This window comes from Huintestinicola butyrica, from assembly GCF_025567215.1.
GTDB classification, from domain to species: domain Bacteria; phylum Bacillota; class Clostridia; order Oscillospirales; family Ruminococcaceae; genus Huintestinicola; species Huintestinicola butyrica.
On sequence record NZ_JAOQKB010000019.1, the window covers coordinates 1 to 15,701 of the forward strand.

Consider the following 15,701-nt stretch of genomic DNA (forward strand, 5'->3'; position numbering starts at 1 on the left):
GTTTATGGTTGTGTGGTTACTCCCATTATAACACGAGTTGCTTTATGTGTCATTATTTTTTCCATGTGTTGCACTTATATTGTAAATCTATCCTTACAGAATTGCTATAATACATTTCCAGCAGACTTATAAATCCCCAAAAAGAATTATTGGCATTTTGCTGTGGAGCTGTAAATACACTATCTGAAATAATATTATATACTGTATCAGGGACTATACAAAGTCTACGAGTTTTTATACCTTTGTCGCAAATGCTTTTAAGTTTTTCTGTCCATAATCTCTCATATCCTTCATCTGCAATCCATTCATCTTCAGCGAAACTTGTCATAGCCCAAATTTCTCCAGTAAACTTCTTCTTATGTTCATCTCTATCACGAATAATCATGTCAGCCAAGTACAATAATTCCTCATAATATTCACTAGGACGAAGTTCCCCAGAATTATTATTGCTTAAAGCAGCGTTTATAGTTTTAGTTACCTCTTCCATTCTCCTATAAACAAACCTTTTTATACGGTCATTTTGTGATAAAAAAACTTTTTCAAGTATTGGACTTATATGATTCAGCTGTTCAGACAAGTGCATTACCGCTGTTTTGGTTTCATCATTGCATCTATCATTACTATTTTGTCCCACAGTAACTGAAATTTGGAGCAAAACAATTGGGATAGAAATACCACCACCAATGATAGCAAGTTTTATATCAGAATCCAATGCTCTGCCTTGAGGCACAGCACAAGTGATTACGATTGATATAATGGGAATTGCAATTTCTAAACATAATACAAGGATATCTATAAAAGTCCACTTATTCTTCATTTGCATTCACATCCTTATATATGCTTACTGGTGTTCAACGTCCAAATGTATCTTCAAATTCATATTTTGAAAGAGGATCAGAACAAAGATAACCACCATCAGCAACAATAGTAGTTCCATTTACAAAGCTAGACTCTTTTGATAGCAAGAAGCATGTAACATTTGCTATTTCCTCATCAGTTCCTAAACGACCTAATGGTGTCATACTTCTAGATTTATTAAAAATCTCATCCGTATCCATTTCGCCACCAATCCAGCCAGCAGGAAGTGCATTAATACGTATTCCGCGTTTACCCAAATTATTAGCTAAGGTCTTAACCAAATTATGAATCGCCGCCTTAGTTGCCGCATATGCCGAAGCTCCATATGAACCTCTAAAACCTTCTGTACTTGTCAAAATTACAATCGAACTACCTGCATTCATTTTGTTCTTCAATTCATGAATAAGATAATTAGGCGCTGTAAGATTAATTGCAATACTCTTATCCCATATCTCATGATTAAAATCATCTGGATTTTCCATATCAAAATAGAATTGAGCAAATACAAAAGCATCAATAGGATCAACAATATCATCAACAAACGATTTCAAATCATTTCTAGAGGAAAGATCAAGTGATTTGAGTGTTAATTTTTCTGAAGAAAACTCTTTAGATAATTTCGTCGCATTTTCCTCAAACTCAGTATCATACGTTCCGATAACCTTGAAACCATTTTTTATTAATTTTCTTGTTATCGCTTCTGCATACCCCGGTTTTGCTGCTCCGATTACTACTGCATTCATTCTAAATACCTCCTAAAATTATAAATTTATGGGTGCATAAAAGCATATGGCTCATCTGAATAACCTATGCTTTCTGCAAGTCTCTTAATAGCTCTACATGTATTTGGTTTCTGACCAAACAAATTTCCTGTTTCGTTTTGCACTTCACCTAAACAATATCCTCCGCAGTGATTACGCACAGAGCATTTTTTGCAATGCTCCATATTATTCACACTTCGAGTTTGCAATAATTCAATTTTATTATTATCTATATCAAACGATTTTGTATCTGAATTCCATTTTCCATAGACAAAACATTCCATGTGCTCTGCCTTTTCACCTATCGTCACTAAATCACAAGCGGATATATACCCATCAGTAGTAAAGTGTGGAACTGGTGTGCATGCACGACAGTGTTGACTACATACGCCATCAAAATTACATGTTAAAAAACTGCCGTAAAACATGTCATTCTCTTTTGCATAATGATAAGCGTCTATATAGGTATCGACATACTTATCCATATCAAAATGATAATCCTTGATTTTTTCAACATCCATACACACAGGAACTTTATCTACAGCTGGAAATAAAGGATCAGACCATATATGATGTATTCCAAGACTTTTAAAATATTCTATCATTGGTATTTGTCTATCAACATTTAAATCAGTTATTGTTACCCTAGCACCAACCATAATATTTTTATCATTTGAATGGGATATTAACCATTTCACATTGTCCTCAATAATAAGTGAAGAAGGCTTACCATTAGCACATGGACGATTAGCATTCTGAACTTCAGGCTCACCGTCAAACGATACCCACACAATGTTAATGTTATTTAGAATCCAATTACGAACTGTATTATTAAAACATCCATTTGTTTGTAATTCAGTTGAAAGCGTATTTCCTGCTTTTTCATAAGCGTAATCAACTATAGACTTCATTAGTTCAAATTCTTGTGTTGGCTCGCCAGGTCCATAAAATCTTATATGTCTACTAGAGTTATTAGCAAAAAAATAGTCTACTCCAGCTTTTGCAATCTCTAAAGGAAGCGATTGTTGCTTATAGCTCATTCTTTCTTTACTATTATAACAATATACACATCGAAGATTGCACTTTGTAGTCAAAAAGAAAGAAGCCATTTGCTTATTTATATGTGGCATTAAAATCTCCCTCCTAGCAGAATGTTTGTACGTTTATATTACAATAAACGTCAGGATATTTCAAGACTAATGCCCTGAATGCCGAAATAGTGCCTTGAATGCCGAAAATAAAAAAAGCCCATAGCTTTTTTAAGCTATGGGCAATAATATCAATCACGATTAAGTATGATTCCAAATACGGGTTTTCCGGGATAAAAAATAAACAAAGGCGAACTTTTTAAGTGGTTCGCCTTTGTCCAGTGTGGCTCCCCAGCGCAGAGGGAGCACAATCCGCTGAGGAGCTATCTGACACGGCTGATAGCGGTATATCAACGCTTTTGCCGTCCTTGTCCTTGAAAATGACCGTGAGCTTGTCGTCGTAAACATACACCTTTGATATCATGATGTCGGCGATAGCTTTCTTGCCCTCGGTGGTGTTGATGTCGGTTGCAAGGATATCATCTATAAACACGGTAATCTGCTCCACAGAGGGGACGTTGTCTGTCATTGCCTGAGACAATCGGAGGGCGGAGCCGAGTTGCTCCTTGCGCTCTTCCAGCTCCCTGACCTTATCATAAAGCAGCTGATTTCCGCCTGTCTGAGCTATGGCGTTCACAACGTTCTCAGCCTGCTTAGTGCATTCGGTCAGCTCCTTTTCCAGTTCGGCGGGCGCATACTCATTTCGGACCGTCTGCAAATACATCTGATAAATGGTCTCGGCGGTCTCCGCCTTGTCCATCTGCTCAAACGCTGACCGTGCTGCTCTGCACACCTCGTCCTCTATCAAATATTTTTTTTCCAGCTTCTTGTGGCAGCCTGACTTTTTCTGCACGCCGTTACAGCGGTAATAATAGTGCTTGACCCCGTTGCGTCCTGTGCCTGACAGCCCGCTCATAGGCTCTCCGCAGTGACCGCAGTATAATTTGCCCGACAAATAATAGTCGGCTTTGGCGGTGTTCTTGGCGGCTCTCTTGCGGTTGGTTATCAGCTTTTCTCTTACAGCCTCAAAAACTTCATTGGGTATCATCTGCGGTATTCCTCCCTCGATCACAATATCATCGTATTTGTAAATGCCTATGTATTTTTCATTAGCCAGCATATTGTAAAAACTGTTTGGGGTAAACGGTCTGCCTCGGCGGTTGCGATAGCCCTGGGCGTTCAGATGCTCGGCTATGTCGGTGAGCCTCTCCCCCTCTGCATACATCCTGAACACAGTTTCGGGTATAATTCGGGTCTCATCATCAATGACCAGTTTCTTGTCAACGACCTTGTAACCCAGCGGGATATGCCCTGTGGTCTGAGCCTTCATTGCCGACTGCCGCATTCCTCGGATAGTTTTTTCTCTGAGGTCGGCGCTATAATATTCATTTATAGCCTCAATTATGTGGGTCATCATCTGACCGCTGGCATCGTCCCCGAAGCTCTCCATGACGGACAGGAGACGCACGCCGTTTTTGGCTAAGATCTGGCGGTTTACGGCACTGTCTATGGTGTTTCTGGCGAAGCGGTCAAGTTTCCACACAAGAACGCTGTCCCACTTATGCTGCGCACTATCGTGAAGCATCTGCTGAAACGCAGGGCGGTCATCGTTCTTGCCCGTCATGGCTCGGTCTATGTATTCCCGCACGACTGTTATGCCGTGCTGCTTGGCGTAGTTGTAGCAGTCGTAGAGCTGTCCTTCAATGGACTGCTCCGTCTGCTTGTCGGACGAATACCGGGCGTATATTACGGCGGTTTTCAAATTTAAATCACTCCTTGACATTTTCAGGGAGCTATGATACAATAAACTTGTCTAAGGTTGTGATTGTATCACAGCTTCTTCCCCGTTCGGTGTTCCAGCGCCGGGCGGGGATTTTTTATTTCCTACTCTTTCCTCTGGGCTTATATACATAGCCCTTTTCAATCTTTGAATTTATGTCGTTTAACGCAGCATTTAATAATGTTTTATAATCATCAACATTATTCTTATAATATATCGTTTGCTTTTTGCTATTTAAGTAAGCCTTTGCTCTTTCCAAATCATTACGTTTTACAAAAGTGTTTGCAACGCAAACTGAATATGTTGCAAAATCAGGACAAAGAGATTCAGCCTCTCTATACGCATTCTCAGCTTTTTCAAACATATATTCGCCCTCATAGGCTTTTCCAAGATAATGATAAACAGAAGCCCTATTGCTGGACAGCTGATCTACCGAATATCCGCCCATATCAATAAAGTCTCTGGGTGTTCCGGACCATGACGCTCCTGCAGCAATATACTTTTCAAGATATTCTATAGCCTGCGGTCTGTATTTTGCCCCTAACCACACATAACAGTGAGAAACAACATACAGGCTTTTAGCATCAATAGGGTTTGGACCGCACAATTCAATGGCTCTTAATAGAACATCTTGGCGACTTTGACAATCGCTAATAATCGCCTTAGCCCTTGTACCTATTGTTCCGCCTATCCCCTGTGATTCAAAGAGCTGTAATGCGATATCTACATTGGATTCAGACTTTACCTTTGAAACAAGTTTACTAAAAATACCCATAATGCCACACCTTTCTTCATTTCTTTGTCTATTGATTATTTGATATGACACTACTGTCAAACGGCTCCACAGGCTTCATAATCAGCGAAGCAGTGATATTTGTCCTGCTTTCACATGATAGGCAGAACTGCTGAGGATCCACGGCAGTCAGGTCAGTGTTTTCAAAAACAGACCGCACAAATTTTAACGAGTATATGCAGTCATCTATAATGTTTCCTGTCTTGTCATCTCTGTGCTGAGAATAGCCAGAGGCAACTATCTGCTCTATTGCAGTGCTGACATTGAAAATATTGCTTGAAACAAATACTGCCAGCCCGAAAACACATAGTATGTATTCCTGCTTTATCTCCTTCTGGGTCTTGTTTTTCTCCTTTACTGTGCCATTTGCAAGCCGTGCTGCTTTTGTGGCAGGAATATCATTTACCGGTGGAAGATGAAGATCAAGACACATAGTTCTGTTGTCAGCGCAATACTCAAAATCGACCGAAAAATCAACCGTCAATGTAACACTTTCAAGCCACTCCTGCGTTTTTTGCTCTATGTATTCGCTGTCACTGTTCATCAAAGCCCTTATCTCGCTTCGCCTCAGCTCAGCTTCAATCTCGTTCTGTGCATTGGCTTTTTCTGCTTTTATATTCTCGATTCGTTCAAATTCTGTTTTTTCGCTCTCGTACTTTTCAACAGCCTCTGAATATCGGGCATCGGCTCTTGAAGAAACATACTCTTCCAGAGCCTTTTTCTTTTTCCAGAAAGGCACCTTTACATTCTGCTCGGCTTCACGATACAGAACCGTTTCAATATGATCTCTCATCGGCTTGGGCGCAGAAAATTCCGCAGGCTGATATTTTCTTGGCTGGATATGCTCTATTGCAGCATTGCAGTCATCTGCTGAAACGACCTTTGCGGACATACGGTGAATGTTTATCATTTCATCTGTTCCGCTTTGTATCTCTGAGAAAAGAGCGTTCTGCTGATAACGTTTTTCCTCTTTCCGCTGCTCCATTACAGCACGCTTCTTCTCCTTGAATTGCTCGGTACTCTTTATCTTCCGTATAAGAGAATCATCGTATATTTTCTGCCCCATGGAATCAAAAAACTCAACATCACCGTTTTCAAGTATTTTGAAATCATATCGTCCGACAGGCTGGGCAGACCTGCTTCCTGATGAGCCTGGGCGTGAATACGATGTTCCGGCTCTTGATGATGAGCTCTTATGACTGCTTGTAAGCGGAATAGTGCTGCTGTGCGTTTTCCCAAACAAGCCCTTGCTTCTGACTGTCAGACTTGTACCTGTTTTATTAAAATTAAGCCTTACACCCTTGGCGATCTTTATTCCTCTTCTTCGTGCCATGTTATCACGTCCTTATCTAATATACTCATCTGCCGCCAATAGCGGATAATACAGCAATACCCACGACACAAGCTGCAATCACAACGCCTGTGATAAGCTTATTGTCGTTCCACCATTTTTGCACCAGCGACCTAAGTTTGCTGACATTATTGATTATCATATATAATGCAAATATGTATATTATAAATTTGATAAACCATGACAAAAAATCTCCGTTCCATGAGAGAGACACGCCTGCGGCAGGCACAGAAATAATCAATACAACAAATAAGATAACCGCAACACTATTGGATGTTCTGAGCCTTGCAGCCGGACGAGGAGGTGTCTGCACATTCATTGATGCTGCATTTCCTGCCGATTTATGGCTGGCTTTTCTCTTTGAACGGCTTTTACCTCCGAAAGATGTTGAAAATGATATTCCTGTTCCGGGAATACGTGAAGTTACTCGCATTTTTCCGGTTGAGCTCAACCCGACACGAAAGGTCTTTCCCCCCACAGAAGAGCTGAAGCTCTTTTTTCCAAGAGTAAATCTGAATGGTCCTTTTGATTTGCTTTTTCTGAACCTTATTGCCATAATGTCACGTCCTCTACATTCCTTAATAAACAGAATCTGCTCCATGTACAGCTTGGCTGTGTGTAAATCCTTCATATTCCAGCTGCTCAACCAGTCCGTCATAAGAAAACGCCATAAAATCAAGATATTCCTTAGCTTTCTTCTCTGCCTGCTCATTCCAGTCCGCACCGCAGTTGTCAGCACCGTATTCAGCCTCACTCTCGGAGAAGCCCTCGTACTTCAGCTGATCTATCAATCCACTGTAAGAAAATGCCATATAATCCAAATACTCATTAGCTTTTCTAAGTGCATTCTTCTTGCCTGTGGAAACTGAACTTTCAGAGCTTGAAGCGGGCTTAGCTGAATTGTTTTGAGGGAGATAACTGGTGTATTCATCTTTGCGTGCGTTATATGTAATTATATTTCCTTTTACCGTGACCATTTCGCTGTTATCGTAATCACTGTACAATGAGATCTTTAGTTTACTGTTCAGACCCTTTGCCTGCACAGTATCACGCATTGATTCATATTTTTGCACAACCCCGTCAACAAAGTTGCTCCAATCAACTGAATTTGCTGAATTCAAAAGTTCGTTTCCATTTTTAACCAATGCGGAAGCTGTAAAATAGTCCTTATCATAATCATATGACACTTCAACACTTTGATAAAAGGTTGACAGATAATCCGTGAAACTATCAGCCAGATCATCTGCCTTCCGTTCGGATTCGGATTTTACATAGTCTTCTAATGTATCGTCAGCCGTGAAGTTTTCTGTAATTTTAGGAATAGAGTACTCGTCCCAGTTACTGTCATCAAAATCCTGCTCATTCAATGTGTCACTGCTTATATCGTAGCTCATATAAGGCTTGTCGTTATCCTTCTCATCAGCAAAGCTTACAGAAAGCACATCAAGTGCCCCGCACTTTTTAAACTGCCTGAAAATAAGCTTGGACTGCTTAAATAAATTTTTAACTGTAAGCTCGGGATTTGTCGCCAGATCCGCAGAGGCGCATATGGTTATATTGTATTTTCCTTCTTTTTCAGATGCAGTTTGAGTGTAGTCGATTATTTTTACATAAGAATCTGAAATATACTCAGCCCACTTTGAGGGCTCGTCATTACCGTCAGGTTCATCGATTCTTGCCACGGTTGTTACAGTCGTAGCAGCAGATGTTGTTGTGACTTCACTGCTGTTCTGCAAAGAACTGGAGGAACCGCATGAAGAAAACGACAACACACATATAGCCGAAAGTGTCCCAGCTATTACAGTCTTAGTATTAAAATATCTCATAATGTCACGTCCTTACTTAAAAGTTTAAATTATTTTATCAAAATACTCCCAAAAAGCAAGCTTTATATACTTTACATCGACGTCAAAGTATTCACAAAGCTGCCATACCTCAGTCTCACCGCTTTTCATTGCTTTTATCAATTTCTGCTTGGGAATAAGGTAATGTATCGCTTCGGCATTTGCACGATGCTCCTGCTTCTCAATAATGTCAAAAGGTGAATATGGGTTATAAAATGCACCCTTCATGCAATGCCCTATATCGTGAGCAAGATACTGCTTTTCCTCTCGCTCACTGTTCATTGACTTTGAATCAATACCTATGTAGCACTCTCCCTGCGGTGACAGCATGGAAATTGCTTTGCATTGTGGGCAGATAGTTTCTACCACCTTTATGTCATTATCCTTTGCAAACTGGTAGAGATCAATCAGATTCATTGGCTTCGAGTTCTGCGATTTGTCTTGCAAAGTCGTCAACCTCCTTGAATTTCTCAGGTGTAAATCCTTCTTCTCCCGTTCCCGCAGCTATATTCTGCTTGTAAGCGGATATATCAATTTTTCTGCGTGCAGGCTCTATTTCAAGGAGCTTATCAACAGCTCCCTGCATTTCAGGCTTATCACGGTAGGCTGTAATTACTTTATTCTCGTGTTCAGTAACTGATATTTTGAGTAAAGCATTGCTTTTAGTTTTCAGATCATACTGATTTAGCTCTTCAACTGTAATTCCAAGAGCACCGCAAATCTTTATAAGATTATCTATACTCGCCTTGTTGCTGTCACGTGAGATCAGACTGTATATAGTCTGAGCGGACAGTCCTGTTTGCGCAGCTATGTCTGTTGCTTTCAGCCCTCTGTCCTCCAGTATTTGTTTTAGCTTTGCTCCGATTGCCATAATTGACGCCTCCTATTAAATTATCATAAGTATATCACCAAAGAAAACAAAAGTCAACAAATTTATGCAAATGCGTATAATTTCATTGCCACAAACAAAGAACTGCATAATTTTTTGTGCATAGCGACAAAGTTATTCAAATGCGTAATAAATCACAGAAAAACTATTGACTTTTATGCAGTTGAATAATATAATTAAATCATAAATTATGCGTTTGCATAATAGAGCTATTCAAATGAAAGGAGAAAAGCACATGGAATACAGCAATCTTATAGGCGAGATCGCAAAGGCGCATATTAACTATGTTGACATTGCAAAGAGGCTCGGGATAACACGGGATACCCTCAGAGCAAAGATCACAGGTAAAAGCTCGTTTACCGTAGAGGAAGCTTTCACAATAAAAAATGAGTTCTTCCCCAACTGTCAGTTTGAGCAGCTTTTTGCTCGGTCGGCATAATTCCATTTTCAGTATAGCACATTATCTGTCCCGAAATCAGGACAGGAAGGAGAAAATCATGGACAAGAACTATCCCACCAGAGAAATGATGTCCGAAAGCGGACGCAGGATCATACTCGTGAACGAGCCAAGCCCTGAGATTATGGCAAAATGCCTCAAGCGTATCATCGACAAGAAGCTACTCGAGGCAGCTAAGGAAAAGGCAGGTGTAAAGTAATGAGCACATACAACGTATATGTACATCTCAGGTTCAAGGGCGGCGCATTCAACGATGTGTACAGCGTATCGGCTGGGTCGAGAGAAACTGCCGAATCTAAGGCAAGGGACAGGATTTTCGCTGAAAACAGTCTTGACGATCTGGTCGAGGCGGTTATCACAGATGTTTGCAAGGAGTGAAATGTTATGGCAAAGAAGAAGTGTGATGCTTCTAAAAGCTCCAAAACCCCAAGCATCGAAGAGGTATGCCGCAGAGCCGGTGAGCTTGGCATGACATACGGCAGATATGTACAGTCGCCCCATTACCTCATCGACACTGCGGACGATGGATACTTTGCCAAAAAAGGAAGGAGGAAAGCAAGTGATAGCAGTAATATTTGAGGCAGCTTATCATGTCTCAGCTGTTGGCATTGTCGTTATATTAACGATTTTCACGCTGTGCCAGTACATTGAAAACATTCGTCTTGCAAGTGGAGCGATGATGATGAATAAAGAAAAAGCCGTGACGGCAGCAACCGTACACGGCAAAAAGATAAATAAGACAGCCTTATTATAAGGCATTTAGGAGGATTTGTCAAGTGAAAGTTTTAATAGCCTGCGAGGAAAGCCAAGCGGTATGCAAGGCGTTCCGAGCCAAAGGGCATGAAGCGTATTCAGCAGACATACAGGATTGTTCAGGCGGACACCCCGAATGGCACATCAAGGGCGATGTTCTGCCGATCATCAACGGCAATGCTGATTTTGTGACAATGGATGGCACTGCACACCGTATAGACGGCAAATGGGATTTGATTATATCGCATCCGCCGTGTACATATCTGACGAACGTTGCCACACGCCATTATAGTTTAAAATGCACACCCGCCGAAAAGGTCGTTGAGCGTATGGAACATCGGGAAGAAGCAATAGTGTTTTTTATGCAGTGCATATTAGCCGATGCGCCAAGGATTGCTGTAGAAAATCCTATTGGGCGTATGGGCAAAGTGTACCGCAAGGCAGATCAGATCATACACCCATATATGTTTTCAGGCGGAGAAAAAGATACCGAACAGTTTGTTACCAAAGCAACGTGCCTGTGGATCAAAGGACTGCCCAAACTGCAAGCAACATATATCGGTGACAAGCCCAATAATGCAAAACTGTTTGGGACATATTCCAACGGAAAATCACGAACATGGGAAGAGACACGAAAAGCGGGAAAAGAACGGTCGAAGTGCAGAAGCAAAACCTTTCCAGGCATCGCACAGGCCATGGCTGAACAGTGGGGGTAAATTCCCAAACCAACGAACAAATGTCACTTTTTGAGGAGGAATAAAAATGGAAATCGCTATTGAACAGATTACGGAATATATCCGCAAAGCGTCAATGTATGACGCTATTATCAACTACACAAAAGCGTCGAAGTATTTCAGCCGTGAAGATATTCTGGCGTTTGCGGGTGAGCATGACACCGCAGAAAAGGCGGAGGACATCACAGATGGAAATTTCTGATTTTTTGTGCAACAGCCGTGCTTTTCAGCGCTGCGAGGACAGATATCTGAGCGATGCGGAGCATGACGGCGCTGAGGACGATAACGACATAGAGAACGAGGAGGACGCAGAGGAAGATGACTGAATCGGAATACCGTTCTCACCCATCTGTAAGCCGCTCTGAACTCTGGAAGCTGATATCGGAAGGTCCCGAAAAATTCAATTATCTGCGTTCAAATCCTCAGCCTCCGACAAATGCGCTGATATTCGGACAGGCGTTCCATATGGCTATATTACAGCCCGAAATTTATGATGACAATTTTGCCGCTCCCCCTTCTTGTGACAGACGGACAAAAGCGGGAAAAGAGGTCTGGAGCGAATTTATCGCACTGAATAAAAACAAGGTGCTGATACCCAGTGAATGGCAGGAGCAGATCATGGAAATGAAAAATAAGCTGATGTCCGATTCATTTGTGCGTCAGCTGCTTTCAGGAGACCCTGAAAAGCCATTTTTCTGGACTGATAATCTTACGGGAGAGGGCTGCAAATGCCGTGCGGATTGTGTTACCGAAATAGGCGGTGCTGTATATGTTGTGGATCTGAAAACCACGGAGAATGCTGCAACGGACAAGTTTATGAAAAAATCCATTGACTATGGATATCCTCTCCAGGCTGCCATGTACTGTGAAGGCGTAAAACAGGCAACGGGCCGTGAATGCAGCTTTGTGTTCATTGCTATTGAAAAAACGCCGCCTTACGCAGTGAATATCATGCAGGCAGACGAGATTTACAGACAGTACGGTTATGATATTTTCAGGGAAGCATTGGGCATTTATCATGACTGTAAAATAAACAATAACTGGTACGGCTATCTCGGCAAATTCCATAACATAAATGTTCTGGGACTGCCGGCCTACCTTGCAAAGGAGTTTGAATAATTATGGAAAACGCACCCGTTACATATCAGAACAATGCGCCGCAGAATTTCGGTGCCAACGGAATTTCGGCAGGACTTGATAATATCAATCAGGGAACCGTGGCGATAGAATCAAGCCGTGCCATCGCAGAAGCACAGGGAAAGCTTGTTATTGCGAAGAGATTTCCCCGTGATGAAGTAAAGGCTTATGCTGACGTTATCAAGCTGTGCCAGCGAAAAGGAATTGCAGAAAAAGCTTTCTTTTCGTACAGCAGAGGCGGGAGCACCGTCAGCGGCGTTACAATTCGCTTTGCGGAAGAGCTTGCCCGCTGCTGGGGAAATATCGACTACGGCATAAAAGAGCTTTCGCAGGATAACGGCAAGAGCGAAATGCAGGCGTATGCATGGGATATGCAGACCAATACAATAAGCACCCAGAACTTTACAAATCCGCATATTCGTGAGGTCAACAAGACCGCAAAGGTGCTGACCTCTCAGCGTGATATTTACGAGAATAACGCCAATATGGGCGCACGCAGGCTCAGGAGCCGTATCCTTGCAATACTCCCCAATGATCTTGTTGAAGCAGCGGTAGAAGAGTGCAGAAAGACCCTTGCAGGAGGAAACGGCAAGCCGCTTTCAGACCGTGTCCGTGATATGGTAGTTGCTTTTGAAAAAATGGGCGTTACCAAAGAGCAGATAGAAGGACGGCTTAAGCATTCCGTTGACAGCATGACACCCGATGAACTTGTTGATTTTATCGGCATTTTCAATTCTGTAAAGGCAAAGGAAAGCACTGCCGCAGAATGGTTCGGAGGCGAGGCGGAAAGCTCTGCCGCAGACCTTACAGCAGCGCTCAAGGGCGGTGACGGAAATGGTAATCTGTGACAGCCGAGAGAAGAAAAACGCCCATATCCTGCGGTATTTTGACAAAAACGGCATTGACTACAATATCAGGAAAATGGACGTTGCAGACTATCAGATCGAGGGGAATGAAAAGCTCGTTATAGACCGCAAGCAAAATCTTGACGAGCTTGCGACTAACCTCACCAATCCGCAGGACAAGGGCAGATTCTGGCGGGAAGTACGCAGGGCGTATTCCTCGGGCATAAAGATGATCGTTCTTTGTGAGCATGGCAAGGGCATAAAGTCCATTCCCGATGTGGTCAAATGGAACAGCAGATATTCCACTGTTACGGGGCATGTCCTGCAGGAAAAAATTTATCAGTGCCACATTTCATATGGCGTGGAATTTCTTTTCTGCAATAAATCCGAAACGGCGGCAAGAATAATCGAACTTCTCGGAGGTGCATCTGATGATAAATAAATGGATAGGCATGGGGCGGCTCACTGCCGACCCCGAGCTGAGACAGACCCAGAGCGGAGTATCTTCCTGCAATGTTACCGTTGCCGTGCAGCGTGACTTTACGGACGGCAGCGGCGAAAGGCAGTCAGACTTCATCAACGTTGTGGCATGGAGACAGACTGCGGAGTTTATATGCAGATATTTCAGCAAGGGCAGCATGATAGCCGTTGAGGGACAGCTGCGCACAAGAACCTATGATGACAAGCGCTATCCCGATGTCCGTCACCATGTTACCGAAGTTTATGCCGACAAGGTAAGCTTCTGCGGCAGTAAAAACGATAACGGCGGAACGGCTGCGAAACCTGCACAGACAGCACAGCGCCCTGCTCAGACTGCTCCCGCTGCTGATCTGAGCGATTTTGAGGAAGTAGTCAGCGACAGCGAGCTGCCGTTCTGATATGGAGGGATATAAGTGGCAAGACCTGTAAAAAAAGGACTTGACTATTTCCCGACTGATGTGGACATCTTCAGCGATACAAAGCTGAAGATCGTCCGTGCTCATTTCGGCTCGGACGGAGTTTTACTTTATTTTTATTTACTGTGTGCGATTTATAAAAATGGTTTTTACATCGTTTGTGACGATGATTTCAGATACGTCATTTCCGCTGATCTGGGAATGACAGATGAAAAAATAGGGCAGATGTTGAGCTTCTTCCTTAAACGGTCACTGTTTGATGACACACTTTTTAAGGCGGACAAGATCCTGACGTCCAAGGGAATACAGCGGAGATATCAAGAGGCTATCAAGCAGAGAGCTCTGAAAAATCCCGTGCAGGTCGAGGCAAAGTTCTGGGTTTTGGAAAAAAATGAGACCCAAAGCTTTATTAAAGTGCGCCCCGATGAAAATTATTCCGAGAATAACAATAGTTTTTCCGAGAATAATGACAGTTTTTTCGAGAATAACCCCCACAAAGTAAAGGAAAGTAAAGTAAATAAAAGTAAAGTAAATGAAAGTAGTGTTGAAAACGCCGAAGACGAGACGGAAACTACCTACGGACAACACATCAGACTTAAGCCCTCCGAATATTTGGAGCTTTGCGGGAAATACGGTCAAAAGGTCATTTCGGATTACATAGCAAGAATTGACCGATATCTTGAAAATAGCGGCAAACGTCCGTATGAAAATCATTACAGTACCATTATGGACTGGCTTCAGAAGGACAATGTAAAAAAGCGGTCAGCGCCGAGCTTCGATCTTGATGAAATTGTTCAGCACGCTTTGACTACCACACCTACCGTAAAATGAAAGGTCTGATAAAATGAAAGCCGATAATACGAGAGCCTATGTAAAAAATCTGCCCGATTTCTTTGACCCCGAGGTTTTTCACAAGCTGGAGAATGACTGTTATAAGGCAGGGTGTAGCGGAACAGTCATAGATTACTCCGAATTTCCAGCCGCAGAGTACAGATATTTTGAGCGGCTCTGCGGTGTTTACAACAAATTCAGCCATAAGGAAATATCTCTTGAAGATGCTAAGGCTCAGAAGCTCATATTCTACAAGGATTACAGGAACGACCTTGCTCAATATCTGAAATACTCCGAGATTTGCAAAAATCACCAGGAAGTGGTAAAAGCCACAGAAACGCTCTGTACGGCACTTTGCAAAATGGCAGTCAAATTACCCAACGAGGTCAGCGAAGCGTTTAAAACAGCCCTTAAAATCGTTTCTGCGGCACGTGGCGAAGATGTTACCGAAAAAACGGTGCTGAGGAATATGGAGGGCGTTCAGAAATGAAAGCCAACTACAAAAAGAAAATCCAAATCAACGGCAAGCCCACAGAAATGAGCTGTGTGAGACTTTACGGATGCGGGCAGGGTAATTTCCACGCCAAAACACAAAGTACCTAAAAATGGCATTTAAATTGAAATTGGGAGGATATGCAAAAATGGACGGTGAAACAGAATGAATACAAAATTAAAAGGAGCGAC

24 protein-coding genes are annotated in these 15,701 nt (G+C 42.3%); 14 read left to right on the forward strand and 10 right to left on the reverse strand.

The window, feature by feature from the left end:
- Positions 1–52 precede the first annotated feature (52 nt).
- The 10 genes from OCV68_RS13795 to OCV68_RS13840 all read right to left on the reverse strand — a co-directional run bounded on the left by OCV68_RS13795 (position 53) and on the right by OCV68_RS13840 (position 9,346).
- Positions 53–817, reverse strand: coding sequence for a hypothetical protein (locus tag OCV68_RS13795; RefSeq protein ID WP_262573493.1), 765 nt, complete (start codon positions 815–817; stop codon positions 53–55).
- Between the two features lie 34 nt (positions 818–851).
- Positions 852–1,601: an SDR family oxidoreductase gene (locus OCV68_RS13800; protein WP_147621046.1), complete on the reverse strand. Its 750-nt coding sequence runs from the start codon at positions 1,599–1,601 to the stop codon at positions 852–854.
- Positions 1,602–1,627: 26 nt separating this feature from the next.
- A complete protein-coding gene (locus OCV68_RS13805) occupies positions 1,628–2,749 on the reverse strand; it encodes a radical SAM protein (RefSeq protein ID WP_147621045.1) in 1,122 nt (373 codons plus the stop codon).
- A 217-nt stretch (positions 2,750–2,966) separates the two neighbouring features.
- Positions 2,967–4,469 carry a recombinase family protein gene (locus OCV68_RS13810; RefSeq protein ID WP_262573497.1) on the reverse strand — a complete coding sequence of 501 codons (1,503 nt, stop codon included), beginning with the start codon at positions 4,467–4,469 and terminating at the stop codon, positions 2,967–2,969.
- 115 nt (positions 4,470–4,584) lie between these two features.
- Positions 4,585–5,262 carry a tetratricopeptide repeat protein gene (locus tag OCV68_RS13815; protein WP_262573500.1) on the reverse strand — a complete coding sequence of 226 codons (678 nt, stop codon included), beginning with the start codon at positions 5,260–5,262 and terminating at the stop codon, positions 4,585–4,587.
- A 28-nt stretch (positions 5,263–5,290) separates the two neighbouring features.
- Complete coding sequence (locus OCV68_RS13820; RefSeq protein WP_262573502.1) at positions 5,291–6,613, reverse strand: DUF4236 domain-containing protein; 1,323 nt, start codon at positions 6,611–6,613, stop codon at positions 5,291–5,293.
- A 25-nt stretch (positions 6,614–6,638) separates the two neighbouring features.
- Complete coding sequence (locus OCV68_RS13825) at positions 6,639–7,187, reverse strand: DUF4236 domain-containing protein (protein ID WP_262573504.1); 549 nt, start codon at positions 7,185–7,187, stop codon at positions 6,639–6,641.
- 22 nt (positions 7,188–7,209) lie between these two features.
- The gene (locus OCV68_RS13830; protein WP_262573506.1) at positions 7,210–8,457 is read right to left on the reverse strand and encodes an Ltp family lipoprotein; all 1,248 of its coding nucleotides are present in this window, start codon (positions 8,455–8,457) and stop codon (positions 7,210–7,212) included.
- A 24-nt stretch (positions 8,458–8,481) separates the two neighbouring features.
- A complete protein-coding gene (locus tag OCV68_RS13835) occupies positions 8,482–8,892 on the reverse strand; it encodes an ImmA/IrrE family metallo-endopeptidase (protein ID WP_262573508.1) in 411 nt (136 codons plus the stop codon).
- The gene (locus OCV68_RS13840; RefSeq protein WP_262573510.1) at positions 8,879–9,346 is read right to left on the reverse strand and encodes a helix-turn-helix domain-containing protein; all 468 of its coding nucleotides are present in this window, start codon (positions 9,344–9,346) and stop codon (positions 8,879–8,881) included. The genes OCV68_RS13835 and OCV68_RS13840 overlap by 14 nt, the downstream gene beginning before the upstream one ends.
- A gap of 253 nt (positions 9,347–9,599) precedes the next feature.
- On the opposite strand from OCV68_RS13840, the gene OCV68_RS13845 reads away from it, so the two are divergent.
- The 14 genes from OCV68_RS13845 to OCV68_RS13910 are packed head-to-tail and all read left to right on the forward strand — an operon-like array spanning position 9,600 to position 15,507.
- Positions 9,600–9,803, forward strand: a complete 204-nt coding sequence (locus OCV68_RS13845; RefSeq protein ID WP_262573513.1) for a hypothetical protein — start codon at positions 9,600–9,602, stop codon at positions 9,801–9,803.
- A 58-nt stretch (positions 9,804–9,861) separates the two neighbouring features.
- Positions 9,862–10,020, forward strand: a complete 159-nt coding sequence (locus tag OCV68_RS13850) for a hypothetical protein (RefSeq protein WP_262573515.1) — start codon at positions 9,862–9,864, stop codon at positions 10,018–10,020.
- Entirely contained in the window at positions 10,020–10,199 is a 180-nt protein-coding gene (locus OCV68_RS13855; protein WP_262573517.1) for a hypothetical protein, read from the forward strand. The genes OCV68_RS13850 and OCV68_RS13855 overlap by 1 nt, the downstream gene beginning before the upstream one ends.
- 6 nt (positions 10,200–10,205) lie before the next feature.
- Positions 10,206–10,400 carry a hypothetical protein gene (locus tag OCV68_RS13860; protein WP_262573519.1) on the forward strand — a complete coding sequence of 65 codons (195 nt, stop codon included), beginning with the start codon at positions 10,206–10,208 and terminating at the stop codon, positions 10,398–10,400.
- Positions 10,381–10,575 (forward strand): hypothetical protein, encoded by a 195-nt coding sequence (locus OCV68_RS13865; protein ID WP_262573521.1) that lies wholly within the window; start codon positions 10,381–10,383, stop codon positions 10,573–10,575. Before OCV68_RS13860 ends, OCV68_RS13865 begins: the two co-directional genes overlap by 20 nt.
- Before the next feature lie 22 nt (positions 10,576–10,597).
- Positions 10,598–11,290: a DNA cytosine methyltransferase gene (locus OCV68_RS13870; RefSeq protein ID WP_262573524.1), complete on the forward strand. Its 693-nt coding sequence runs from the start codon at positions 10,598–10,600 to the stop codon at positions 11,288–11,290.
- 46 nt (positions 11,291–11,336) lie between these two features.
- Positions 11,337–11,510, forward strand: coding sequence for a hypothetical protein (locus tag OCV68_RS13875; RefSeq protein ID WP_262573527.1), 174 nt, complete (start codon positions 11,337–11,339; stop codon positions 11,508–11,510).
- A complete protein-coding gene (locus OCV68_RS13880; protein WP_262573530.1) occupies positions 11,497–11,634 on the forward strand; it encodes a hypothetical protein in 138 nt (45 codons plus the stop codon). The genes OCV68_RS13875 and OCV68_RS13880 overlap by 14 nt, the downstream gene beginning before the upstream one ends.
- Positions 11,627–12,427 carry a PD-(D/E)XK nuclease-like domain-containing protein gene (locus OCV68_RS13885; protein WP_262573532.1) on the forward strand — a complete coding sequence of 267 codons (801 nt, stop codon included), beginning with the start codon at positions 11,627–11,629 and terminating at the stop codon, positions 12,425–12,427. The genes OCV68_RS13880 and OCV68_RS13885 overlap by 8 nt, the downstream gene beginning before the upstream one ends.
- Positions 12,428–12,429: 2 nt before the next feature.
- Positions 12,430–13,293 (forward strand): hypothetical protein, encoded by an 864-nt coding sequence (locus tag OCV68_RS13890; protein ID WP_262573535.1) that lies wholly within the window; start codon positions 12,430–12,432, stop codon positions 13,291–13,293.
- Complete coding sequence (locus OCV68_RS13895) at positions 13,280–13,732, forward strand: ERCC4 domain-containing protein (RefSeq protein WP_262573538.1); 453 nt, start codon at positions 13,280–13,282, stop codon at positions 13,730–13,732. Before OCV68_RS13890 ends, OCV68_RS13895 begins: the two co-directional genes overlap by 14 nt.
- Entirely contained in the window at positions 13,722–14,168 is a 447-nt protein-coding gene (locus tag OCV68_RS13900; protein ID WP_262573540.1) for a single-stranded DNA-binding protein, read from the forward strand. Before OCV68_RS13895 ends, OCV68_RS13900 begins: the two co-directional genes overlap by 11 nt.
- Positions 14,169–14,183: 15 nt before the next feature.
- Positions 14,184–15,017: a DUF4373 domain-containing protein gene (locus OCV68_RS13905; RefSeq protein WP_262573541.1), complete on the forward strand. Its 834-nt coding sequence runs from the start codon at positions 14,184–14,186 to the stop codon at positions 15,015–15,017.
- A 13-nt stretch (positions 15,018–15,030) separates the two neighbouring features.
- Positions 15,031–15,507, forward strand: a complete 477-nt coding sequence (locus tag OCV68_RS13910) for a hypothetical protein (RefSeq protein ID WP_262573543.1) — start codon at positions 15,031–15,033, stop codon at positions 15,505–15,507.
- Positions 15,508–15,701 lie beyond the last annotated feature (194 nt).